Genomic DNA, 24,058 nt, shown 5'->3' with positions numbered 1-24,058 from the left:
AAAATGGCTCATGCCGAACAACCAAATATTAACTTTAGAAGAAACCCGCCGCCTCATTGAAGCAGGAGAACTCCTGCTGATTGCAGCTAGCCAAGAATTACTCGATCAGTTGCCTGCTGGCCAATGGCTAGGGGGAACGATTCCGTACTTTATGAGCGAAGCTGGTGCAGAAAAAAATCTGCAGCATCTTTTTGTCAGCCGATTGAGCAATTTGGCCCAATTTGCCGAAATTAAAAGCTATTCGGCCCAAGAATTTGAACAAATGCTGGCCGATCGGCCCAAAAATGGCTTTAGCTATATCGCTATGCCCGTTTTTTCTGAGGTGCATAAAGCCTATGCCGTAGAAATTGGACAATATGAAACCCTCTATGATTCTCCAATTTTAGGTTGGGTCACCGGAAAAGACCTAGAGGCCGAAGATGAACAGTTTCCAGCCGTTTATCATGGCCCAACAGCTAGCTGCCTAAGCAATAAGGCCGTCATGATGCATATTGAATTGCCCGAAAGCCAATATGCCGAAATCGAAATTTATAACCCTTACGAACAAGGCCAAGGCGACCGCATTCAGTTCTTAGAAAATGACTTCTCCGCCGCAGAGGTCCTGATCAATGGCGAAAAACAAAATTTTGCCCACTATTGCCGAGCCAATGAGATTAAAGGCCAACTCCCTCTGGTCGCTAATTACTCTGGTGCCTTGGTCAATATTGACCTTGAACGGATGGAAGAAGATCGAGTCTATTTTTATGGCCCAGTCTCTACCGACCAAGTTTATTATTGGGCCAAGGAAATTACTTATAGCCCCGATGCGTTCTTAGATAAAATGCCTAAAGAAAAGGCCCAAACAGCCTTTAATTGCATTTCTATCTATTTCAATTTCCAATTGAATGGCGTGCGACTGGCTAATTATGGGGGGCCATTTACCTTTGGCGAAATTGCCTACCTCTTACTCAACCAAACGCTGGTCCTTCTCTATATTCAGGATAAGTAAAGAAGATTACACTAACCCACTATTTTTTTGAAGAACTTAGCTCTTTACCTTTATCCCAAACAATAAACACAACGGGCCATTTCCTAACTTAATAACAGAACGATATGGCTAAGCTTCAAAACCAACTGCTCTCCCTAAAAGAAACCCAAGCGCTTATTGAATCCGGCCAATTGCTGCTAATCGCAGGCAGCCAAAGCTTACTGGACCAATTGCCCGCCGGCCAATGGCTGGGCGGAACCACCCCCTACTTTATGAGCAATGAAGGGGCGCAAAAAGATCTTAACCGCCTTTTTGTCTCTAATCTGAGCGATCTGGCCCTAAAAGCCGAAATTAAAAGTTACTCGGCCCAAGAGCTGGAACAATTACTGGCCGATCGGCCCGAAAATGGCTTTAGCTATATCGCACTGCCCGCTTTTTCAGAGGTGCATAAGGCTTATGCCCTAGAAATTGGCCAATACGATACGCTCTACGACCAACCTATTCTAGGCTGGATCACTGGCCGACAACTAGAGGCCGACCCCAGCCATCTGCCCGCCGCCTATTATGGCCCAAAAGCAGAAAAAATGAAGAATCGGGCGGTCCTCATGCATGTCGAATTGCCCGAAAGCCAATATGCCGAAATTGAAATTTATAACCCCTACGAAGAAGGCAAAGGCGATGATATTCAGTTCTTATCAACCGATTTTCAAGCTACTGAAGCCCTGATCAATGGCGAAAAACAAAATTTTGCCCACTATTGTAAGGCAAAGGGCATAGACGGAAGCCTGCCCCTGATTTCAGACTATTCTGGAGCCCTGATTAACACCACTATTCAACGAATAGAGGAAGATAGGGTCTATTTTTATGCCCCCGTTTCTGTAGATCAGGTCTACCATTTGGCCCAAGCAGTAGATTATAGCCCCCAGGCTTTCCGCAAAGAAATGCCTAACTCCCCCGCAATTACAGCCTGCAACTGTATCGTGAATTATCTGAACTTTAAATTAGATGGCGAACAGCTAGGCAATTATGAAGGACCCTTTACCTTTGGAGAGGTCGGCTATATGCTGCTCAACCAAACGCTGGTCCTCTTGCATATCCAAAACTATTAAGTACAGATGATTGATCCTAACGAAAAAAATTGGCCCTACTATCAAGCGCTCTTTTTCCTCCAAGATGAAGAGCTAGAGGAACTTGCCCAAGCAGGCCAAAAAATTTATGATCAAAAAGATGAACTCTATCAACGCTTCTATGATTGGCTGCAAAATCACCCTTTCTTTCTAACTTATTATACCGAAGATGTCTTGCAGGCAATCCGAGATAGTGAGGACATTTTTTGGGATGATTTGCTCTCTGGCCAAGCCGATGATGAGTATATCGAACGCCAACGCTTTTTTGGACAGGTCTTCGCCAGCGTGGGCATCCCCTTCGATGCCTATCTGGCTTTCCTCAATTATTATCATCAAGAGGTCCAAGATCTATTAGAAGAACATGGCCTGCTCAGCCTGAATCTGCTCAAAACTTACCGAAAGTTTACGGGCATCGCCATCTCTACGCTCACCGATGGCTATAGCTCGGCCAAAGATGAGTTGCTCCGAGAAAAGGAGGAAACGCTTTCTTCTATGTCTACGCCGATTACCCCGCTTTGGGAGGGCATCCTGCTGCTGCCTTTGGTGGGCTTTCTGGATAGCGAACGCGCCCAACAGGTTATGCACGCTATGCTCGAGGAAATTGCGGAAAAAAGCGCCAAGGTGTTTATTCTCGATATTCGCGGTATCGCCGTTATGGATAGCGAGGTGGCCAACGCCCTGATTAAGATGAGCAAGGCGGCCAAACTCATGGGCTGCCAAGCGATGCTCTCTGGCATTTCTGGCAATGTGGCCCAAACGATTGTCGATATTGGCCTAGATATTCAAGAAATTCAAACGCATGGAAATATGCTGAATGCCCTCCGTGCAGCCCTTCGACTCACGAATCAAAGTATTTTTTAGGGGCCCGCGGCCGCCCTTTATTTTGGGGCGGCCGCCGCTATGCTGCGGGGCTCACAGGCCTGTTCGGCCCTGCAGGCAGGCAAAGCCTGCCTTTGGTCTGGCCTACGGCCACCCCTCCGCAGCGCTGGGCCATTCGGCCTGCGGCCGGGGCGGCTTCGCCGCCCCCAATCTCCAAAAAAAAGCTTACTTTTGGCCCAAAATCAATCATGAGAATTTTTATCTTTTTGGTCCTGCTGCTTAGCCTTTTTGCCTGCCAAAAGGGCCAGAAGGTCCACGCCAAATTGGGCCAATATAGCCTGCAGTTTCCCGCTCCCGCCGATAGTGTCCTGCAAAAGGATGTAGAAGCCTATTTCTATAAAAGTCCCGACTCTATCTGGGAGTATCAGGCGGCTTGCATGCAGTTAAGCAAAGAACAACAAGCCCTAAGCAGCGATAGCCTTTTTGAAGCCCTGCTTCTAGGCGCCGCTCTCCGCCTAAAACCCCTAAGTATCCAAAGAGAAGAAGGGCCCTGGCCCCAAAAGTCTAAACGATATACCCTGCTCGGCTTTGATGCCGCCGCCGTTTATGAGCTCTATCGTAAAGAGGATAAGGTCTATCAATTGCTGATTGTGAACAAACAACCCCAAGAAGTTGGCCCAAAAGAAATAGAGGCTTTTATGGGGAGCTTTAGCCTAAAAGAAGAATAAAGAGAATGCTTTCTGGCCCAAAAGGCCCAAAACCTTAAGGTTTTGGGCCTTTTTTAGGTCTAGCAGGCCCAAAGGGCCGCAGGCTGAGGGATGGATAGCAGTGGCCGAAGGCCAGACCCAGCCGCCTTAGGCGGCGCAGGGCCGAGCGAATAGCGAGCTGCGACACAGCCCGACCCGACCGCAGGGAGGGGCAGCCCCAAAAAATCATTAAAAAAATAAAAAAAAAGGAAAACTAACTAATTTAAGTTGATTACCTTTGTGCTTGATAGTATTGCTATCATTGAACCAACTTATTTACCCTTGGATGCAGTTAGCTTAGCGCCTAAATGTGTTCTACATTCTATTTGAGTCTATGAAAGCCCCGCTTACTTTCAAGCACTTGAAGAACGATCTACCTGCGGCCATTGTCGTTTTTTTGGTAGCCGTTCCTCTATGCCTAGGTATTGCCTTGGCCTCTGGTACCTCTCTTTTGTCTGGCGTTATTGCTGGCATTGTGGGCGGTATTGTGGTCACGCTTTTTTCCAATTCATCTCTAGGCGTTAGCGGTCCGGCTGCGGGATTGGTGGCTATTGTCATCAGCGCAATTGAGCAGTTGGGAAGTTTTGAGACCTTTTTGCTGGCGGTGGTTATTTCTGGCCTTTTACAGCTTCTTTTGGGCTTTTTGAAGGCGGGAAGTATCGGTTACTTTTTTCCTTCTTCGGTCATAAAAGGGATGTTGTCGGGCATTGGGCTCATCATTATCCTCAAGCAAATTCCACATGCCTTAGGAGACGATAAGGACCCCGAGGGCGAGATGGCCTATCTGCAGCCCGATGGAGAGACCACTTTTAGCGAGATTTTTAAGGCATTTACCGATGTTTTTGAGGGGCTGAATGTAAACTGGGGACCTGCCGTAGCGGCTTTGGTCGCCTTTATCATTCTCATTATTTGGCAACAAGATATCGTTAAAAAGCAGCCTTGGGCCTTGTGGATTCAAGGACCTTTGGTGGCGGTTTTTTCAGGCATTGTACTGAATTTGAGCTTTAAAGGGATTCCACAATTAGAAATTGCCTCAGAGCATCTGGTTAGTCTGCCCATTTTTGATTCTTGGGCGGCCTTTTCTGCTGAAATGAAGTTTCCCAATTTTGCCGAGCTCTTTAATCCAGCCGTTTATACTACGGCCATCACCTTGGCCATTGTGGGCAGTATGGAGTCTTTGCTTTGTGCCGAAGCAACCGATAAGTTGGATCCACATAAACGGACCACCAACCTCAATCAGGAGCTCAAGGCGCAGGGCATGGGGAATATTGCTGCCGGTTTGCTAGGTGGGTTGCCCGTCACGCAGGTTATTGTGCGCTCTTCGGCCAATATTCAGTCGGGCGGACGCTCAAAAACGGCGGCATTTTTACATGGGGTTTTTCTGCTTTTGGCGGTGTTGACTATTCCCTTTCTGCTCAACCTGATTCCGCTGGCTAGCTTAGCCGCTATTTTGGTGATGGTGGGCTATAAATTGGCCAACCCAACGGTATTTAAGCAGATCTGGCAGCAAGGCTACAAACAGTTTGTTCCCTTTTTAGTTACTATTATAGCCATCTTGCTCAGCGATTTGCTCATTGGAATTATGATTGGGATGGCGGTGGCCATTTTCTATATCTTGCGCAATAACTATCGCCTGCCTTTTGTCGAAACTAAGGAGGGAAATAGGATTCAGCTGACGCTCTCAGAAGATCTCTCTTTCCTCAATAAAAGTGCGCTAAAAGAATATTTATCTAGCCTCCCCAATCAAACCAATTTGATTATTGATGCTAGCCGAACCGAATATATTGACCCCGACATCTTAGATATCTTTGAAAGTTTTAAGGATTATGCCAAATTCAAAGAAATCAAATGGAAATGGCTGGGGCTGGATAGGGAAGGGGAAACCTTGGCCGAACTCAAGCGGATACAACCGCAAGAAACGACCAGCTAATTTTCCCTTAGCTATTTGGATAAGGCCCTTTTGCGTAGCTGCAAAAGGGTTTTTTCTTTTTTTAAGCCTATCTTTGCCCCTTATACTGCTCTAGAACCACTGCTCAACAATCGCATATGATTGCTATTCATATTCAACTCAACGAAAACCTCTATCTGCGCGACCCGCAGCAAACTAAACTGGGCCGAAAAATTATCGAGTATGCCATTATCCTGATCGAGGAACTGGGTTTCGAGAAATTTACCTTTAAAAAGCTGGCTTGCAAAATACAGTCAACGGAGGCTTCGGTCTATCGCTACTTTGAAAATAAGCACAAATTGCTGCTCTATTTGGTCTGCTGGTACTGGGAATGGACCATGTTCCAGATTGATTATAATAGCATGAATATCGATTGCCCCGCCAAGCGACTCAAAATTATTTTGTCTACTCTGGTCACTTCTTCCCAAACCAATCCAGCGGTAGAATATGTAGACGAAAACCGCCTGCACCGCATTGTGGTGGCCGAGGGCATTAAGGCTTATCATACCAAGGAGGTCGATGATGAAAATAAAGAAGGCCTTTTCCTCAATTATAAAACCCTGTCTAAGGTGATCGCAGACGCCATTCAGGCGGTTAAGCCAGATTTTCCCTACCCCAATACCCTGGCCTCTAGCCTGATCGAAATGGCTAGCGACCACATCTATTTTGCCGAGCATTTTCCCTCTATTACCGATGTTTCTGTAGAGCAAGGCCGCCTAGACGCAGTGGTCAATATGCTCGAATTCTTTACCTTTAAAATGCTGGATCATCCTATTCCAGAATAGAAGGTTTTGGGGCTGCCCCTGCGGCCTTCGGCCTTGGGTCGGGCCATTGCGCAGCTCGCAGGCTTGCTCGGCCCTGCAGCCCTGCGGGCTTTGGTCTGCCGCCTTCGGCGGCCCTGCTACAGCCCCTCAGCCGCTTCGCTTCGCTCGCTTGCGGCGGCTTCGCCGCCTGTCCACCGCAAAATGGACCAAAAAAAAGCATCAAACTCCCCCAAGTTTGATGCTTATAAAAATCCCCATTATTTACCCCAAACAGTTTCCTAGTTAGCAAGCTAAGCTAGTAGCTGTTTGTGTGTTACAAATATGAATTTTTTTGTTTGTTTGCGACTCAGAAAAAGGCCTATTGCTCTTTTTTAGGCATTTTACCTATGTCTCTGATTTTTAATTAGGTTACCTTTTAACTAATTAGTTATTAGGTTTTTATATTTGTTTTTCTGCCTTGGGTTATTAAAAATCAATAGAGATGGGGAAGAAAAAAAGTAGGCCAAAAAGCCAATTTAAGGCTATTCACTGTTAAAATACGCTGAATAAATTTCCTGTCACAAAAGTTGAATAACTGTTTAATTGTTACAACATCTTATTCTTTGGGGCTAAGTCGGGTCCAAATTTTTGGTAAGTTGCTTTTAGGGGAAATAGACAAGCTATTATTTCTATTCATTTGTTGACTTCTACCGCCTAGCATGGGGTTACTGCTAGTCACTCCATTCTGAGGATCTTGTTCATCGAAGAGGCTGCCGGCCTGTTCTGCCTGCTCAAAGGGAGAGGCTTTGGCCGCTCGGACAAAAAAGCCTAGGGAAAAAGGCGTTTTTTGTTTAGGAGCTAGACCTAGGCGATTTTTGGGCAGTTGAAACTCTAGACAAAGGCGTTTGCCGGCATCAAAATGGGCGGCAGTTTTAAAATCCTTAGAGGCCAAATTGCTTACGCGAATATCTTTAGAGACAAAGTTGAGGAGTTCAAACTCTTGTAGTTCTTGGGCGTAGAGGGCCAGAAATTTGGCCTCATCTGCGCCAGCTTTTTGGGCCAATTCTTCTAGGCGGCTAGTGGCCAAGGGCAAGGGATAATTGAGGCCTAAGCTTTTTTTGTCTTTGCCTAGGCTGTCTATCCAGATTTGAGCCCCATTGGCCAAAACATAGTGTTGGTAGCTGGCCTCATCTATACGTATATATAGGTAGAGAAACTCTTCGTCTTCTTTGGCCGCATACTGAATATTGATTTTTTCTCTTAGCCGCTGTAGGCCTTCGGGCCAATCCTCGCTTTGTCCATCAATTTGCATTTTTGCTTGGGGCGGGGCTTGTAGGTAGGCTAGGGGACTGCTGCTTTTGCAGGCCGTAAAAAAAAGGCCAAAAAGAAGCAGGGCAGCGCCCATTTTTTGGGAAGCCCAAAAAACTGGACTAATTTTGCAGAAATTAAATTCATTATGCAAGCAGATTATACGGTAAACAATTTGGCCGAATTGGCAGCTGTGGCCCAAGAATTAGTAGCTGGACCGCTGCAAACTTACCGCAAAGTTTTTTTAGATGCGCCTATGGGAGCCGGAAAAACCACTCTGGTCCATTATTTACTGCAAGCCTTAGGGGGCCAAGAAGAGGGGAGCAGCCCTAGCTATAGCCTCATTAATGAATATGGCTTGCAAGGCAGCCCTTTGCTCGTCCGCCATGCAGATCTCTACCGCCTAGATAGCCTAGAAGAAGCCCTAGAAATTGGTATAGAAGACTACTTGGAAGATGAACACTACTTTTTTGTAGAATGGCCAGAAATTTTGCTACCTTTGCTAGCCGAAAATGCGCTGCATTTGCGGATCTTGGTCCAAGAAGAAGGAAAACGACAAATTTTTTTAGAAAAAATGTAAAAAGTTTTGGCGGTTTAATTTTCCTTCTTATATTTGTGCCGCTACGGAATTGGCCCATGGTGTAATTGGTAACACAGCAGATTTTGGTTCTGTCATTCTAGGTTCGAGTCCTAGTGGGCCAACAACTTCTCAAAGGAGAGTTTGGCTCCTATAAGTAGCAAAGATTTTATTGGCCTATGGTGTAATTGGTAACACAGCAGATTTTGGTTCTGTCATTCTAGGTTCGAGTCCTAGTAGGCCAACAACAGCCAGTCAGATTTCTGACTGGCTGTTGCTATTTTAGGCGGGTCCTTTTGGCGGCGGAGCCGCTTTGGGCCGCAGGCCTTTTTTGGCCTAGCGATGTGGAGGGGTGGCCCGCAGGGCCAGACGGAGGCGGCAAAGCCGCCGAACGGCCGAGCAGACCTGCGAGCTCCGAAGCGCAGCGCCGCAGCTTTGCTGCGGAGGCCCCAAAACAGTATTAAAATGGCCTTTTTTAGGGCCTTTATTTGCTTTTTTTGGGTAAATGTTTGGAAATGCTACAAAAGGACATAAATTTGTAAGCGCCGAAAGCTAGACCTTCGACCATTGGTTTGAAGAACAGTAAGAAGCCCTAGATACAGAGCCCCCCTGCCTATTCAAACTACCCCAAGCTAGCTTTTTAGGGCGCAAGAATTACTGTATCATTTGGATAATCTAGAATTTAACTATGAACAAAGGAGATTTGATCGACAAAATTGCAGAAGCTGCTGGCTTGAAAAAAGCTGATGCTGCTGCAGCCTTGAACGCTACCCTAGAAACTATTGCTGACACTTTGAAAGCAGGCCAAAAAATCACTTTGGTTGGTTTTGGTACTTTTGATGTGAATTACCGTGCTGCCCGTAAAGGAATCAACCCCTCTACGCAGAAGGAAATCCAAATCAGCGACAAGGTAACTGTAAAGTTTAAAGCAGGTAAAGAGCTTGCTGGTACTGTAGATAACAAAGATCTACGCACTAGCCTTAAAGCTGCTGCTGACAAGAAGAAGAAGAAGTAAGTTGCTTTTTCTTTCTAAGTTCTGATAAAAAGCCATCGACTCTTTGGGTCCATGGCTTTTTTTTGCGCAAAAATTAAAGCTCTATGCGAATTGTTCTTTTGGCTGTTTTGCTCCTTTGGGCAAACAGTAGCTGGGCCCAAACGCCTGTAGATAGCCTACAACGAGATAGCCTGCCCGCCACCACAGAAGCCGAACGCTTTCAGAAATTAGGCGATAGCCTGAAAATAAAATGGCGCTATGCCCTAAGCGAAAACAAATGGGCCAAACTGGATACTAGCCTCCATTATATGCATGATTTTGCCTGGGGCTGGGCGCAAGAAAGTTGGACCCAAAACTACGGGAATCTGGGCCATTGGGGAACGCCCGTTTTTGCCAAAACTTGGCAGTATGAAGAAAAAGAATTAGGCCCCCGCCTAGGCGCTGCAGAACATCTGGACCGCTACCGCCTGCGCCCCAACCAACTCCGCATCTATGAGGTAGAAGGTGGGAAGGCCCTGACCAACCTTTATTACAGCCAAATTAATCTGAAAAATCTGGCCCTCAAAGCCGAATTGGCCCAGCAATACAATAAACAACTCTATTACGGCATCCAGTATAGCGTGCTGAGCCAAAGAGGCTATTTTAATAGCCTCGCTAGCCAACATCGAGACCTCGGCCTGCAGCTTCACTACCAAAAAGCCAACTATAAGGGGAGCCTGTTTGTGGTCTCTTCTAGCCAAAATCAAAGCGAAAATGGAGGCCTGCAAGATAGTGTTTTGCAAGGCCTGAGCAATGATTTTTTAGAAACTGCCGAAACTAGCCTCAATGAAGGCGACAATGATTCGCCCCGACAGGAAAATCGCTTTTTGGAACTGCTTTATCGCCAAAACTGGAAAAACTGGGAGCACCAACTGCATTACCAACAAGAACGATTTAAGTTTTTTGATAATAATCTAGCCGCAGATAGTAGCTTCTACGGCCCACTTCAGGTCAATAACCGAGGCCTGAGAATGGCCATGCAACAACAGCTGATTCAAAATCAATTGAGCTATCAACTCGCCGATATAAAGCTCTTTTTGGGCCATCGGTTTCAGGCCGTTACACAAGAACCCCTGCCCCTAGAACAGCTCAATAGCCTTTTTGCAGGAGCCAATTATCAAGGTCAAAATCTAAGCGCCTCAGGCCAAGTTTTATTTGGAGAGCAAGCCCTAGATTATCAGCTCAAACTGCGCTATGAACGTCCTTTGTCTAAAAGGCTAGCGGCAGCAGTTTGGGGACAAATACAGCAGTTTCGCCCCAGCTTTTTAGAACAAAAAGCCTATCTCTCTGGCCAAGAAATCTGGAACAATGACTTTGGCCAAAGCCAAGAAGCCAATCTCGGCCTTGGCCTAAGCTGGAAAGGGCAGGAGGGAAGCCTCAAAGCCCAGTATTTCCTCCGCCAAAATCCTATTATCTACAACTTCAATGGCCAAAGCGAACAACTCAATAGTAGCCTAAGCTTGCTGCAAGCCGAGCTCCAACAAAGCTTCCACTACAAAGGCTTTTACTCCGACACTCGCCTAGTTGGGCAGCTACAAGTCGGAGAGGAAAAATACTGGCCATTACCCCAAGGCCAAGTTCAACAAAAACTCTACTTTAAAGGCAAATATTTCCGAAACGCAAGCTGGCAATTGGGCTTCCGCCTGCGCTACCAAACGGCCTTCTACGCCCAAGCCTATGCCCCAACTTGGAACCAATTTTATCTGCAAGATCAACAACTTTTGCAGTTCTATCCCCAACTAGACGCCTTTGCCGTCCTCAAGGTCTACCGCTTCCGAATTGGCCTCAATTATCAAAATATTAGCTACTTCTGGGAAAACCAAAACTACTTTAGTAGCTACCAATATGCCGAGGCCAATAACTGGCTCCGACTCTCAGTTCTTTGGAGATTATTTGATTAATGCGCTTTTTTTGGGGCTGCCCCTGCGGCCTTCGGCCTTGGGTCGGGCCATTGCGCAGCTCGCAGGTCTGCTCGGCCCTTCACAGGCTGCGCCTGTTCGGTCTGCCGCCTTCGGCGGCCCTGCTACAGCCCCTCAGCCAAGTCGCTGCGCTCCTCTGCGGCGGCTTGGCCGCCTTATCTAAAAAATATCCTTAGGGCCATAAAAAAAAGCCCTTAAAAGGGCTTTTGGCTTGATTTTGGGCGGCATTAATTTAAGCTTGCCCCTTAGGTCCAGAATAAGACAAACTGCTATTGCGGCTGCTGTTTCTAGGGTCTTGAATCGGACCAAACTCTTGCTCATAACGCTGCAAATTATCCGATAAAGCCGCCAATAAACGCTTGGCATGATGTGGACTCATTAATACTCTAGACTTTACCCGAGCATGATCAATGTTAGGGACCAAACGAACAAAATCTAAAACCACCTCATCCGGAGAATGACTGATGATGGCCAAGTTAGAATAAATGCCATCGGCTACTTCTTCAGAAATCTGAATATTAAGTTCTTGTTTATCTTGGTTTTGCATTATTTTTGATATTAGGACCAGAAAATAGTAAAATATTAAACGGTTGAGCCCAAAGGCCAACCCAAATAAGATAGCAAAATCAATAGAAAAATTATAAAAAGCAACTTTTAAATCGCACCAACCATGAAGAAACTCAATTTACTTTTCCTCTTTAGCGCCATGATTCTTTTTAGCCTCAGTAGCTGTGGCGACGACCTAGCCAAAAAAGCAGGAAGTAGCATGACGGGAACCATCAATCTAGAAGAAACCCGCGGCGCACAAAAGTTTAGCATTGCCGGCGATGCCGTGAGCATCCCCGCCGAGGATATGATTATCCTAAAAGCTAAGGATAAGTAAAATGAAGAAGCCGTTACGGGCATTATGCGCTCTTTGGCCAAAGCCGAAAATGAAGCACAGAAACTAGACGTTAAAATGACTATGGCCGAAGGTCCCGTAAATGATATTTTTGCCTTCTCCCTAGAATCAACTACCGAAGAAAATCTAACCTTTGAAATGTATGATGAGGAAGGATTTGAATTGGCCGCCAATAATAGCATTGAAGTAACTGAAGGCAAAAACTATAAAGCCATCAAAGTAAGTAGCCTCAAAGAAGGAACTTATTACTTCAAACTGAAAAACCAAGCCGGCGCCGAGCTAAACCAAATGTTTTCTATTGAAAGAGAGTAGTTTAGCTAGAATATAAGCCTATGAACCACTAAAAGGACAGCCTCTTGAAAAGCTGTCCTTTTTTGTGATAAAATACCTTAAAGGCTCGTTAAATATGCTTATATTGATCTCCCTAAGAAGTGTTATTCGGTGACCTGAAAAAGAAAATCTCCTCTCTAAATCAGCTACAGAAGCTAAGCAACTGTCTAACAACTGAATTATACTTCTCACCGACAGACAATTTGTCTATAAATATCACTCCCAATGTGTCTAAAACATCGCATTATTTATTTTGTCCTGCTTCTTTTGGTCAGCGCTTGTGGACCAGGGGCCGCCCCTAGGCCAGAAGTCAATATTGAAGGCTTGCAGGCAGATAGTAGTGTCAGAGGGCAACAGGTCTACTTTTCTGATTTCCCAGAGCTTCAACACTTAACAACCGTTGATCGGGAACTCAAGGAAGTTAAACTCTTTTTAAGAGGCAAGGGAAGCCTATCGAGCAAAAGCCAAGCACAGTTTAGAGAACTACTCGCTAAGGCCGACCAACTCAATGAAAGCCCTATTCAACTAGCCTACAAAAAAGAAGGTAATGATTACCTCTACCTAGAGCTAGCAACCACCGAAGACATGGACCTAGAGTTTCAGTTTTTTGACCAAGACGGCTTTAATCGCCTAGCTAAAGAAACTACCGCACTGCCCAAAGGAAAAACAAATCTGCTCATTCCTACAGCTAGCCTAGAGTCTGGCCCCTATATCTTACTTGTGGCCAATTCTATAGAAATAATCTATTTAGGTTTAGTGGAAGTCTGAAAAAAAATGAAAAAAAAACCGATTTAAAGGTAACAAAGTCAGTACTTTTGCCATAAACATACATAGAGCGGATTAAACCCCATTGTTTTAACCGCCATACACCCCAAAACAACTGGCCCTAAAAGCCAAAACCTATTATTTACTATCACATTAAAACCACCTCTTATGAAAAAGTTGTCAAGCTTCCTCCTCGCTGCCGCCGTACTATTCACTATGGGCTCTTGTGGCTCTGATAGCCAACAAGCTGCTACTGCCGTAAATATCAAGAACGTAAATAGCACTCGTGGTGTACAAACTGTTCAGTTCCAAGGTGCAGATGTAGCGATCACTGCTGAAGACGTTTTCGTTGTAGAAGCCAAAAAAGCAAACGCTAAGCAAAGCGAAGATGCAGTAAACGATATCCACAGCTCTTTGATGTCTGCCGAAAAAGAAGACCAACTTGCTGGTATCGAACTCACTATGGAAGATAAAGCCGTAGACGATATGTTCGTTTTTGGCCTCAAAGCAGAAGAAGCTAAAGATGTTATGTTCGAGATGTACGATGAAGAAGGTTTCGAACTAGCCGCCAACAACAAGTTTAGCCTCAACCAAGGTCACAATTACAAAGCCCTCAATGTAACTAGCCTAGAAGAAGGTAAGTATTTCTTCAAGCTAAAAGACGAGGCTGGTAAAGAAATGACTAATACAGTCGTGATCAAACGTGACTAATTTTTAGGCCGTTTTTTGCCTAAACAAAATATTTGAAAAGAGCGGCTGTACATACAGTACGCTCTTTTTTTTAACCGATTATTGGCCCTAAAATTAAAATGATGTTTAAAAAAGCAATTTACCTTTCTGCCACAATGGCTTTTTTGGCCTATGGCTGCCAATGTGACTGCGAAAATGCAGAAGATAGTGCTGCTACTGCCATTAAAACCGAAACGATTATTACCGAGTCTGCCCAAAGAGGTAAACTTGACGTAAAGACATTGGTTGTAGAAAAATTTGAAAGCCTGCCCATTAGTAAAGTAGAAGACCAAGTTCCCGCCGAGCTCTTTAAAGAACCTATCGAGGCCTTAGCTCCCGCCGACCGAAGCGCAGGCGATGCCGCCTTTAGCCAACGGCTGCTCGCTAGCCTGATGGGGGCCGAAAATAAACAAAAGGAATTGCCCGTGACGCTTAGTATGTCGCCAGAACCCGTGCAAGAAGGCTATTTCCTCTTTGGCGTGAAAGCCCAAGAAGCTCAAGAGCTCGACTTTGAAATTTATGAGGCCCAAAGCCTAGAATTAGTGGCCCAAAATAAAATGCAACTGACTCCAGGTAATAATTATAAGGCCATCAATCTCAAAACTTTTGAAGATGGCTACTATATTTTCCGCCTCTATAATGAGGCCGGACAAGAAGTGTCTCAACGCCTTCAAGTCCTTAATGAAGCCATACAGTAAGACCGAGCCCCCCTGGCCCAAGCCCCAATTTGCTTTAGCAAATTGGGGCTTTTGCGTTTAGCAGGCCCAAAGGGCCGCAGGCCATAGCCAAATTTAAATGCACTCACTTTTATAGTTTGCAGCAATTTTCCGCTAGTCGGCCCTATTTTTCTCGGCCATAGCGAAGGCTATGCCCTTAAAAAATAGCTGGTCTAGCCAAAAATTCATAGCAAACTATAGCCAAAGCAGTGCAATTAAATCTGGCTGAGGGATAGATAGCAGTGGCCGAAGGCCAGACCCAGCTTTTTGAGCGAAGCGAAAAAAGCGCAGGGCCGAGCAGACCTGCGAGCTGCGACATAGCCCGACCCGCCCGCAGGGCGGGGCAGCCCCAAAAAAAACTCACAAAGAAATAAAAAGGCTTTTGCCTAAGGCAAAATTGATTTGGCCCAAATTTTTCTAAGAAATCAACTAAAAATATCGTTCTAGCGTATTAAAATTTGTTAAAGCAAAATGAATGGCCCTATTTTACGGCCCAATCAAATCTAGAAACTGCAAATTTTAACAAAAATACGCTATCTTCTTTTTTGCCCTCCGCTTAATCAACAGAACTATAGTTATGATCCGTAAACTCCTCTTAATTACTGCCGCTTGTAGCCTACTTATTGCCTTCCGCTGGCAGCAAGGGCAAGATAATCAACCCCAAATTAGTGGCGACCTCTCTAACCGAGAAGAATTGCTGCTCGAAGTGGTGCTCCAAAGTATGCGCTACAACCATTATGCGCCAGAAGCCATCAATGATGAGTTTTCTGAAAAGGTCTATACCCTTTACCTCAAGCGGATGGATCTCAATAAGCGCTTTTTCTTGGCCGATGATGTCAAAAAGTTTGAAGACTTTAAATTTAAACTCGATGATGCCGCCCAAGCTGGCGATTTTAGCTTTTTTAATCTGGTCAATAATACCTTTGACGAAAGAATTAAGCAGGTAGAAGGCTATTATGAAGACATTTTGGCCCAACCCTTTCGCTTTATGGATGGCGAAAAATTAGAGTTCCTTAAGGATCCCGAAGAACTAAAAGCCCGCTGGTACGATTACCTCAAATTACAGGTCCTTGGCCGTGTGCATGACCGCCTCGAGCGACAAGAAAAAGCTCAAGAAAAAGGCGAGGAAGTCGATAGCATCAAAACCTTTGAGGAAATAGAAAAAGAGGAGCGCGAAAAGCTGCTCAAAAGCTACCGAGAATGGTCAGAAAATATCAAGAAAGATAGCCGTGACGACCGTATTGCCAATTATGTCAATGCCTTTGCCAATGCCCACGAACCACACTCTGGCTATTTTCCCCCACTCGAAAAAGAGAACTTTAATATCCGTATGTCGGGCAAATTAGAGGGAATCGGTGCCCAACTTCGCCAAGAAGATGGCTACATTAAGGTGGTGAATATTGTGCCCGGCTCAGCCTCTTGGAAACAGGGCGAGCTAGAGGTGAATGACAAAATTATTAAGGTGGCCCAAGGCAATGAAGAGGCCGTCAATGTAGTCGATATGCGCATTGATGACGTTTTGCCCATGATCCGAGGCAAAAAAGGCACCGAGGTGCGCCTAACGGTCAAGAAAACAAGTGGCGAAACTAAGGTGATTCCAATCATCCGTGATGTGGTGGTCCTAGAAGAAAGTTACGCCAAATCGGCTATCGTAGAACACAAAAAGGCCGGCGTGAAAATGGGCCTTATTGATCTGCGTAGCTTTTATGCAGATTTCCAAGATCCTAATGGCCGCCGTTGCGCCACAGATGTAGAAGCGGAGGTACGCAAATTACTCCAAGAAAATATTGATGGTATCGTTATCGACCTGCGCTTTAATGGCGGCGGATCGCTCTCTGATGTGGTCAAAATGACCGGCCTATTTATTGACCGTGGCCCCGTGGTACAGGTCAAAAGCCGCGATAATCGCCCCTATGTGCTAGAAGATAAAGAGGCCGGCGCCCTCTATAAAGGGCCCCTCATTATTCTCGTAAATGCCTATTCTGCCTCGGCTTCCGAGATTATGGCGGCCGCTTTGCAGGACTATGGCCGCGCCATTATTGTCGGCACGAGCCCCTCTACTTTTGGTAAGGGAACTGTGCAGCGCTTTATGGATCTAGATGCGGTGGTGCCGCCTCGCTACAAAGATTTGGGCGCACTCGGTAGCCTCAAAATTACAATTCAAAAGTTCTATCGCATCAATGGCGGCTCTACCCAGCTCAAAGGGGTAGAACCCGATATCGTGCTGCCCGGTAGCTATAGCTACCTCAAAGTAGGCGAAAAAGACGAGGATTATCCCATGGCTTGGTCCGAAATTGATCCGGCCAATTATCATAAAAAGAAAATGAAGGCTTTGCCCAAATTGCAAAGCAAAAGCGCAAAACGCCAAGCAAAAAGCAAAACTTTCCAGTTGCTAGAAGAGCACGGAAAATGGCTGGAAAAACAACAAAGCGAAACCGTTTATCCGCTTCAGCTAGAAGATTACGAGGCCCATCAGGCCAAAACCGATAAGGAGGCCGAGCAGTATAAGGATATGATGCCCAAAATTGAGGACTTTTCTATCTATAACCTCAAGGCCGATAAGGAACAAATCGCTCTCGATAGCGTGAAGGCCAAAAGCTTTGAGAAATGGCATGCTGGCTTAGAAAAAGACGCTTACCTCGAAGAGGTCGCCTTTATCCTTAAGGATTATATGAAACTGAAAAAGTAAAACTAGATCCCCTTTCGTTTAGAGAGGGGATTTTTTTTGGGGCCTCCCGCCTTCGGCGGGCGCTACGTTCCGCAGCTCGCTATTCGCTCGGCCCTGCGGCGCTTAGAGCGCCTTGGTCTGGCCTGACGGCCACTGCTGCACATCGCTAGGCCTGCGGGCGCTGCGCGCCCTGTAAAACCGCAATTGGACCAAAATGACAGCTCAAAACTACCGTTTTTGACATTTTGTCAGTATTCCCTTTGTATTTTTGCCATTTTGACAGTTATTTTTCTTCTTTTGGCCCTTGGTCCCAAACTTGTCTAATCAAGGATGAAGCTTCGATAGACATACTGGCCCAAGGCCAGCTTAAATAGTAAAAGAGTAAGAAAAATAATAGAGCTATGAAAAACGCAAAAGCAAATCACTTCTTTGGTTTCCCCTTCAATGAATTTGGTAAAGAGCTAGAGCAACTGCTCAAGCAAGAACCCCTACAACAGTTTTTTGGTCAAGACCAAGCCCATCAGCAACCTATGCTCAATGTTTTTGAGACAGAAGCTGGCCTTTTGCTAGAACTAGCGGCTCCAGGCTTCCAAAAAGAAGATTTTAAATTGGAGCTAGAGAAGGACCTTCTGCATATCTCAGCCAATAGAAATGTTAAGGAACTGCCTGAAAATGTTAAAGTTAGACGAAGAGAGTTTGCCTTTACAACCTTTGAGCGCAAGCTCCGTTTATCTAATAAATACGACTTAGAAAGTATTACTGCTAGCTATGAAAATGGCATTCTCCAACTAGAGGTTCCTAAAAAGCAGGAGCCTAAAAAAGAGAAAATCAGTATTCAGGTTCAGTAAGAGTTTTTTGGTTTTCCAGAGGCTTAAGTCAATTTAAGCCAAAGGTTAAGGTTTTAGGGTTATTAAGTGAAGTCGAGTCTGCTTTGAGCAGGCTCGGCTTTTTTTGGCCCAATTGCGGTGGACAGGCGGCAGAGCCGCCGCAGGCTGAGGGATAGATAGCAGTGGCCGCAGGCCAGACCCAGCTTTTGAGCGTAGCGAAAAAAGCGCAGGGCCGAGCGAGCAGCGAGCTGCGACATAGCCCGACCCGAGCGAAGCGAGGGGCAGCCCCAAAAAATTATTGTCGAATTCCCAGTTTATAATAAACTGCCTTGGCCTTAGAAAAACGTGAACGAAACTTATCTAGGGCCTTATTGACCTCCTCCTCAGAAGAGTAGTCGCCCACCATAAAACTGATAAATCCCTGCTCGTCAATGTCTAGAAAAACAGTTGAAAAGGCCATGAAAATAGGGTGGTCTAGGGCCGGACTCTCTTGGCTGCGACTCAGCTCAATTTTGTAGCCACTATAATTGGGGGGAATTGGGCCGGGAATCGTGGGCTTTTGTTGCGCTTTTTGCTGGCTGGGGTCCTTTTCTTTAAAGTAAGAGCTATTATTGGCGGCCAAAATCTCGGACTCCAGCTCTTCTTGCATGATGGAGGCCAGCGGGCGGTTGATATAATCCTCATCATCGACCACATCGAGGACCAACAGCTCGGTTCGTCTATTTTGTTGGTGCAACTCCTCGCTACAGCTAATGCCATCGACACAAGAATTGAGGGGTTTAGACTCGCCATAGCCCTGCGCCTTAACCCGATCGGCCCCATTGGGGAGGCGTTCTTGAATATATTGGACCACATTATTGGCTCGATTCTGCGAAAGCTCCAAATTAAAGGCCTTGCTCCCTCGGCAATCGGTATGGGCCGAAAGTTCCATATAAACATTGGGGTTGTCGCGCATCATCTCGGCCAATTGGTCGAGGGTGGCATAGCTCTCGGGCCGAATTTGCGAGCTCCCATAATCATAGTAAATATTGTCCAACTTCATTTTTTCGCCCACAGCCAAGGGCCTCAAATTCACATTGCTGACCAAAGTGCCCATGCTGTTGTCCTGCGTGAGCGATTCGGCCACCCCAGGCGTAAGCTCTCCAAAGCCCTCCATGCACAAAATGCAATCATTAACATTCACATTGGCCCGCATGCGCTTGCTATAATAGCCCTGTTTGCGGAGCATAAAAATGTACTCATTGCCCTGCTCCATCAAAAAAGAAATTTCGTGATGGGGGTGTTCTACTAGGCGGAGCTCCTGCTTATACTGCGTTTTATTATAGATTTCGATTGTGACACCCTCTAGGCTATATTCGCCAGCGGCTAGGCTATCGCCTCGTCCCTGCAAAAACTCGGTAATACTAAGCTCGAGCAAATAGCCAGGCAGACGGTCTAGGCCTACTTTTTTATAGATCGTACTATCGCTACCATCGAGTTGGAGCGAAAAAGTTTGGCTAGAAAAAATTTTGTGTTGAATTTGGACCTGATACTCCTTTTGGGCCAAGGGCAAACAAGCCCGACAACGGCCCAGAGAATCCGTTTTTAGGCGGTAGCTCAGGCTATCGGCAGGCCGCCAAAAGCGAATATTTGCATCTGCAATCAAGCCGCTGTTATCTTTGGCATAAAGATAGAGTTCTACCGTTTGACAAGAGTTTGTCTGGGCCCAACTTTCAGCAAAAAGACTGGCTCCCAAAAAAACGAGCAGACAAAATAGCTGTTTCATTATTTCAATTTTAACTTTTAGCGCAATGCAATTTCAAATCTTCTTTATCCTATTGACTTTGCTCTCTATGGCGGCCCTTCGCCTAGAGGCGCAGAGTTTTAAGGGCTTGCCGCAGGGCAATGAACGCATCGCATCTTCTAATAAGAGTGAGGAGCAAAAGTTGCTAGAACTCGTTAATGAACTTCGACAAACTAGGGGGCTGGCAGCCCTCAGCTGGTCTAAGGAACTCAGTTGGGCAGCAAGATATCATGCCAAAGATATGATAATAGACGGATATTTTGAACATGGGCTCTATGACCGCAAAGGCCGAAAACTAAAAAAAGTGGCCGATACCTTTGAAAAAATTAAGCCCTTTTGCCAAACGGAGCTTTTCCCTATGGCCGAAAATATTGCGGTGGGCACGGCCACAGCCGCCGCCGTTTTTGAGCTCTGGTATAACAGCCCTGGCCATCTTAAAAATATGCTGGACCCCGATGCCCGCTTTATGGGCGCAGGTTTTGTTGCCGATGAAGATAGCGAATGGGGCTATTATTGGGCGCAGATTTTTGGCCAATAAAAACAGCAAAGCCGCAAAGGAATTTCTCCTTTGCGGCTTTTTTATGCCCTTAGTTCCACCTATTTATTGGCCTCTAAGGGAGCAGCACAAGAGCTACATTTTAAGCTGCCGGCTTTATTCATCGTACCACAGTACCCACATTTAATAGGCGAAGCTTTTTTCTCTTCAGCTTCTTGCTTAGCGGTTTCTTCTGCTTTCTGATCGGCCTTTGCTTTTTCTTTTTCATCGGCTTTTTTCTGGGCCGTTTTAACCACTTCTTGCAAGCGCTTTTGGGCCGAATCTAACTGCCGCTCGGCATCGCTAACAATGCCATCGGCTACTGCTGCCGAGCTCACTTTGGCGCTGCGAATAAGCTCACGAGCCTCCCGAATAGCCCGCTCGCCACTGCTTTTAGCCGCCCAAGCAGCATCTCGGTCGCTATGATCCTTAGATTGCTGACTAGCCTTGGCCATCAGGTCTTCCAAAGTAGAAATCTTGCGGTCCATACCTTCTAAGCCCCGCACAAATTTGGGCCGAATAATCGAGTTGGCCTCCGCCATGGCCGAAATCTTGGCCTTCTCATCAGTCATCGCCTGCGCTTCGGTCATTTTAGCCTCCGCTTTTTTCAAGATTTCCTCAAATGCAGGCTTAAAGTTACTGTACTTGGCCGATAGCTTCTGTACATTTCCTTTGTTGGCCTCCCAGCTCTGTGTCTCGCCTTCTACACTGCGTTTACAGGCCGTTTGTCCCAAAATTAAGGCCCCTAAAAAGGCCAAAAAGATAAAGTTTTTCATCGAAAATAGTTTTTTGGTTATCTTCTCGAATATACCACTATTTTTTCTCTTTTAACAAGACTTTTGCCCGGACTTCTAGCTTCAATGGCTCCTCATTGCCCTTCCAATTCACCAAAAGGTATTTGTACTCAGCCCCCTGCCGTCCCCGACTATCAAAACGGAGATCAATATAACTTTTTTCTCCCGGCCCAATGGGCAAAAATGGCTGGCTGCCCTGTATGCAACCACAACTTCCCTGCACGGATTCTATCTCTAAAGGCCGCTCTCCAGTATTCTCAAAATGAAAGCGATGCCGAAGCACCGAATCCTGAATAACCTCCCCAAAGTCATGGGCCAAACTATCAAATTGAGGAAAAGCTGGCCGCAAACTGGGCTTTTTGGCCCGCTTGGGCCCACTGCTGTCTATGGCCACTACTGGCTTGGGCTCAGCTACAGGCGGAGCCGCAACCTCCTCTTTTTCTACAGGCTCTGGCGCAGGCTGATCAGCCACAACTTCTGGGGAAGATGAACAACTCAGCAAAAAAAAGAATGAAATAATAACTGTAAATATACGCATATTTAAGGGGATTTGTTTTATTTTTTGGGGCCTCAGCTGCGGCTTCGCCTTGCTGCGGTTACTCCCTTTGGTCGTCGAACTGCGCCCTAAAGGGCTTGTTGTCGTTTCGCAGCTCGCTGTTGTTTTGGGGCCTCCCGCCTTCGGCGGGCGCTACGTTTCGCAGCTCGCTGTTCGCTCGGCCCTGCGGCGCTTGCAGCGCCTTGGTCTGGCCTGACGGCCACTGCTGCACATCGCTAGGCCAAAGGACCGCAGAAGTTTTTGCCCTCTTCTTATTCAGAAGGGCTTCTAAGTTCCTTTAGAAAGCCTATCTTTGCCCTACAAGTTAAATTATTATGAGTAATTTCGTCGTTTCCGCCCGCAAATATCGTCCCATCCGCTTTGATTCGGTGGTGGGTCAACAACATGTTTCTAATACCCTCAAAAATGCCATCCGCTCAGAGCATTTGGCCCAAGCTTTTTTGTTTTGTGGCCCTAGAGGGGTGGGCAAAACGACCTGCGCCCGTATCTTGGCCAAATTACTCAATTGTGAAAATCCCACCTCAGATACCGAGCCCTGCGATGAATGCCCTTCTTGCACAGCCTTTAGAGAAAATGCTTCACTCAATATTCATGAGCTAGATGCCGCCTCCAATAACTCGGTAGAGCATATCCGCTCTTTGATTGAACAAGTGCGTTTTGCTCCTCAAAAGGGCCGCTACAAAATCTATATTATTGATGAGGTGCATATGCTTTCTCAGGCGGCCTTTAATGCTTTTCTAAAAACTTTGGAGGAACCGCCCTCTTATGCCATTTTCATTTTGGCCACTACCGAGAAGCATAAAATTATTCCCACTATTCTCTCTCGCTGTCAAATTTTTGACTTTAATCGAATTCAGGTAGCCGATATGCGAGCGCATTTGGCCAAAATTTGCCAAGAAGAGGGCATTGAGGCCGAAGAAGAGGCCCTCAATATGATTGCCCAAAAGGCCGATGGCGCTCTGCGAGATGCCCTTTCTATTTTTGACCGCATGGTCAGTTTTTCAGGCAGCCATATCCGCTATGAGGATGTCATTGAAAACCTGAATATTTTAGATTACGATTATTACTTTCAGATTATTGATGCCATCTTGGCGGAGGATATGCAGCAATTGCTCCTCATCTTTGACCAAATTCAGCGAAAGGGATTTGATGGCGATATTTTCTTAGATGGCCTTTCTTTGCATTTGCGCAATTTGCTAATGGCCCAAGATGCTAGCACCCTTGGCCTTTTGGACCTTAGTGAAAAGCTGCGCCAACGCTATCAGCAACAGGCCCAATTGGCGCCCAAAGATATTTTGGTTTCGGCCCTGAGCCTGAGCGCCGCCTGCGATGTGAATTATAAAATGGCCAGAAATAAGCGCCTACATGTAGAAATGGCTCTGATTAAAATGGCCCATATCCGCAGGGCGATACAGCCCAAAACTTTGGCTCCACAGCAAGTTGTACAGTATGTGCAAACCGTAGAAAGTAGGCCGACGGAAGTGGTCCAAGAAGGCGCTGCCCCCAGCAAAAAACAAGAAGAACCCAAAGAAACAACTAGCCCTAAAGTAGTTGCAACCAAAGAAGAGCCCAAGGAGGCAGCGCCAAAACTGGAAAAAAAGCCTAAAAAGAGTTTAAAGGAGCGCCTCAAAAAGAAAAAAGAAACGGCCATAGATGCCCTTAAGGCCGAAATTCAGGCGGAAGAAGAGCGCAAAAAGCAAATTGTACACAAAAGCTGGGAAGAAAAGGCTGTTTTGGCCCTTTGGGAAGCCTATGCCCAAAAAATGGAGTCGCCTTCTATGCAAGCCCTGCTGCGATCGGCTAAATTGACGGTTTTGCCCAAAGAAGAACAGGCCCTAGGATTAGTGGTGAGTAGCCAAAGAGTAAAAGACGCTATTGGCGATGAACAGGCCCTGCTCAATCAGTTGCGAGAAGAATTTGGTCTGCCCAAATTACAGTACAAATTTACGATAGAGGAACCCAAGGAAGAAGATATCCCCAAGCCAAAACATCGGCCGACAACCGACCGAGAGAAGTATGTCCACTTTTTGAAGCAAAATGGCTTATTGAAAGATTTTCAGAAGCGCTTTGAGCTTTTTCCGCCCAAAAAGCGCTAGCCTGTTGGTCCAATTGCAGCTTTGCAGGGCGCGCAGCGCCCGCATAGGAGCGTAGCGACGTGGCTGAGGGATAGAAAGCAGTGGCCGAAGGCCAGACCCAGGGCTTTTGAAGCAAAGCGAAAAAGCCCGCAGGGCCGAGCAGACCTGCGAGCTGCGACATAGCCCGACCCG

General features: G+C 46.1%; 23 protein-coding genes and 2 tRNA genes. 20 read left to right on the top strand and 5 right to left on the bottom strand.

What is annotated here, in order from left to right:
• Positions 1-10: 10 nt before the first annotated feature.
• From OP864_RS04950 to OP864_RS04925, 6 genes are all read left to right on the top strand, one after another.
• The gene (locus OP864_RS04950; RefSeq protein WP_270100181.1) at positions 11-988 is read left to right on the top strand and encodes a DUF6976 family protein; all 978 of its coding nucleotides are present in this window, start codon (positions 11-13) and stop codon (positions 986-988) included.
• Positions 989-1,092: 104 nt separating this feature from the next.
• Positions 1,093-2,076: a DUF6976 family protein gene (locus OP864_RS04945; protein WP_270100180.1), complete on the top strand. Its 984-nt coding sequence runs from the start codon at positions 1,093-1,095 to the stop codon at positions 2,074-2,076.
• A 6-nt stretch (positions 2,077-2,082) separates the two neighbouring features.
• Positions 2,083-2,955, top strand: coding sequence for a protoglobin domain-containing protein (locus OP864_RS04940; protein WP_270100179.1), 873 nt, complete (start codon positions 2,083-2,085; stop codon positions 2,953-2,955).
• 206 nt (positions 2,956-3,161) lie between these two features.
• Complete coding sequence (locus OP864_RS04935) at positions 3,162-3,641, top strand: hypothetical protein (RefSeq protein WP_270100178.1); 480 nt, start codon at positions 3,162-3,164, stop codon at positions 3,639-3,641.
• A gap of 352 nt (positions 3,642-3,993) precedes the next feature.
• A complete protein-coding gene (locus OP864_RS04930; protein ID WP_432423428.1) occupies positions 3,994-5,589 on the top strand; it encodes a SulP family inorganic anion transporter in 1,596 nt (531 codons plus the stop codon).
• A gap of 116 nt (positions 5,590-5,705) precedes the next feature.
• A complete protein-coding gene (locus OP864_RS04925; protein ID WP_270100176.1) occupies positions 5,706-6,392 on the top strand; it encodes a TetR/AcrR family transcriptional regulator in 687 nt (228 codons plus the stop codon).
• Positions 6,393-6,966: 574 nt separating this feature from the next.
• Here the strand turns inward: OP864_RS04925 and OP864_RS04920 are convergent.
• On the bottom strand, positions 6,967-7,755 hold the full coding sequence (locus OP864_RS04920) for a hypothetical protein (protein ID WP_270100175.1): 789 nt from the start codon (positions 7,753-7,755) through the stop codon (positions 6,967-6,969).
• Positions 7,756-7,806: 51 nt separating this feature from the next.
• Here OP864_RS04920 and tsaE point away from each other — a divergent pair, with 51 nt between their 5' ends.
• From tsaE to OP864_RS04895, 5 genes are all read left to right on the top strand, one after another.
• On the top strand, positions 7,807-8,238 hold the full coding sequence (gene tsaE, locus OP864_RS04915) for a tRNA (adenosine(37)-N6)-threonylcarbamoyltransferase complex ATPase subunit type 1 TsaE (protein ID WP_270100174.1): 432 nt from the start codon (positions 7,807-7,809) through the stop codon (positions 8,236-8,238).
• Positions 8,239-8,288: 50 nt separating this feature from the next.
• A tRNA-Gln gene (locus OP864_RS04910) sits at positions 8,289-8,360 on the top strand.
• 48 nt (positions 8,361-8,408) lie between these two features.
• Positions 8,409-8,480, top strand: a tRNA-Gln gene (locus tag OP864_RS04905).
• Between the two features lie 443 nt (positions 8,481-8,923).
• Positions 8,924-9,250: an HU family DNA-binding protein gene (locus OP864_RS04900; protein ID WP_015691662.1), complete on the top strand. Its 327-nt coding sequence runs from the start codon at positions 8,924-8,926 to the stop codon at positions 9,248-9,250.
• An 83-nt stretch (positions 9,251-9,333) separates the two neighbouring features.
• Positions 9,334-11,169 (top strand): putative porin, encoded by a 1,836-nt coding sequence (locus tag OP864_RS04895; RefSeq protein WP_270100173.1) that lies wholly within the window; start codon positions 9,334-9,336, stop codon positions 11,167-11,169.
• A gap of 250 nt (positions 11,170-11,419) precedes the next feature.
• On the opposite strand, the gene OP864_RS04890 is transcribed toward OP864_RS04895, so the two are convergent.
• Positions 11,420-11,734, bottom strand: a complete 315-nt coding sequence (locus OP864_RS04890; RefSeq protein WP_270100172.1) for a DUF3467 domain-containing protein — start codon at positions 11,732-11,734, stop codon at positions 11,420-11,422.
• Positions 11,735-11,857: 123 nt separating this feature from the next.
• Between OP864_RS04890 and OP864_RS04885 the strand changes: the two genes are divergently transcribed.
• From OP864_RS04885 to OP864_RS04855, 7 genes are all read left to right on the top strand, one after another.
• Positions 11,858-12,070, top strand: coding sequence for a hypothetical protein (locus OP864_RS04885; RefSeq protein ID WP_270100171.1), 213 nt, complete (start codon positions 11,858-11,860; stop codon positions 12,068-12,070).
• A 24-nt stretch (positions 12,071-12,094) separates the two neighbouring features.
• Complete coding sequence (locus OP864_RS04880) at positions 12,095-12,400, top strand: T9SS type A sorting domain-containing protein (RefSeq protein ID WP_270100170.1); 306 nt, start codon at positions 12,095-12,097, stop codon at positions 12,398-12,400.
• 243 nt (positions 12,401-12,643) lie between these two features.
• Positions 12,644-13,186, top strand: a complete 543-nt coding sequence (locus OP864_RS04875) for a hypothetical protein (RefSeq protein WP_270100169.1) — start codon at positions 12,644-12,646, stop codon at positions 13,184-13,186.
• A gap of 165 nt (positions 13,187-13,351) precedes the next feature.
• On the top strand, positions 13,352-13,894 hold the full coding sequence (locus tag OP864_RS04870; protein ID WP_015691656.1) for a T9SS type A sorting domain-containing protein: 543 nt from the start codon (positions 13,352-13,354) through the stop codon (positions 13,892-13,894).
• 98 nt (positions 13,895-13,992) lie between these two features.
• On the top strand, positions 13,993-14,610 hold the full coding sequence (locus OP864_RS04865) for a hypothetical protein (RefSeq protein WP_270100168.1): 618 nt from the start codon (positions 13,993-13,995) through the stop codon (positions 14,608-14,610).
• 595 nt (positions 14,611-15,205) lie between these two features.
• Entirely contained in the window at positions 15,206-17,317 is a 2,112-nt protein-coding gene (locus tag OP864_RS04860; RefSeq protein ID WP_270100167.1) for a carboxy terminal-processing peptidase, read from the top strand.
• A gap of 380 nt (positions 17,318-17,697) precedes the next feature.
• Entirely contained in the window at positions 17,698-18,144 is a 447-nt protein-coding gene (locus OP864_RS04855; RefSeq protein WP_270100166.1) for an Hsp20/alpha crystallin family protein, read from the top strand.
• Positions 18,145-18,418: 274 nt separating this feature from the next.
• Here the strand turns inward: OP864_RS04855 and OP864_RS04850 are convergent, their stop codons facing one another.
• Entirely contained in the window at positions 18,419-19,888 is a 1,470-nt protein-coding gene (locus tag OP864_RS04850) for an OmpA family protein (RefSeq protein WP_270100165.1), read from the bottom strand.
• A 25-nt stretch (positions 19,889-19,913) separates the two neighbouring features.
• Between OP864_RS04850 and OP864_RS04845 the strand changes: the two genes are divergently transcribed.
• Positions 19,914-20,444, top strand: coding sequence for a CAP domain-containing protein (locus OP864_RS04845; RefSeq protein ID WP_270100164.1), 531 nt, complete (start codon positions 19,914-19,916; stop codon positions 20,442-20,444).
• 59 nt (positions 20,445-20,503) lie between these two features.
• Here the strand turns inward: OP864_RS04845 and OP864_RS04840 are convergent, their stop codons facing one another.
• A complete protein-coding gene (locus OP864_RS04840; protein WP_270100163.1) occupies positions 20,504-21,217 on the bottom strand; it encodes a hypothetical protein in 714 nt (237 codons plus the stop codon).
• 37 nt (positions 21,218-21,254) lie between these two features.
• Positions 21,255-21,773, bottom strand: a complete 519-nt coding sequence (locus OP864_RS04835; protein ID WP_270100162.1) for a DUF1573 domain-containing protein — start codon at positions 21,771-21,773, stop codon at positions 21,255-21,257.
• A 332-nt stretch (positions 21,774-22,105) separates the two neighbouring features.
• Between OP864_RS04835 and OP864_RS04830 the strand changes: the two genes are divergently transcribed.
• On the top strand, positions 22,106-23,887 hold the full coding sequence (locus OP864_RS04830) for a DNA polymerase III subunit gamma/tau (RefSeq protein WP_270100161.1): 1,782 nt from the start codon (positions 22,106-22,108) through the stop codon (positions 23,885-23,887).
• The last annotated feature ends 171 nt before the right edge of the window (positions 23,888-24,058 follow it).

This window comes from Saprospira grandis, assembly GCF_027594745.1.
GTDB classification, from domain to species: Bacteria; Bacteroidota; Bacteroidia; order Chitinophagales; family Saprospiraceae; genus Saprospira; species Saprospira grandis.
The sequence above is the reverse complement of the archived record's forward strand: the minus strand, read 5'-3'. Positions and strand labels throughout refer to the sequence as shown.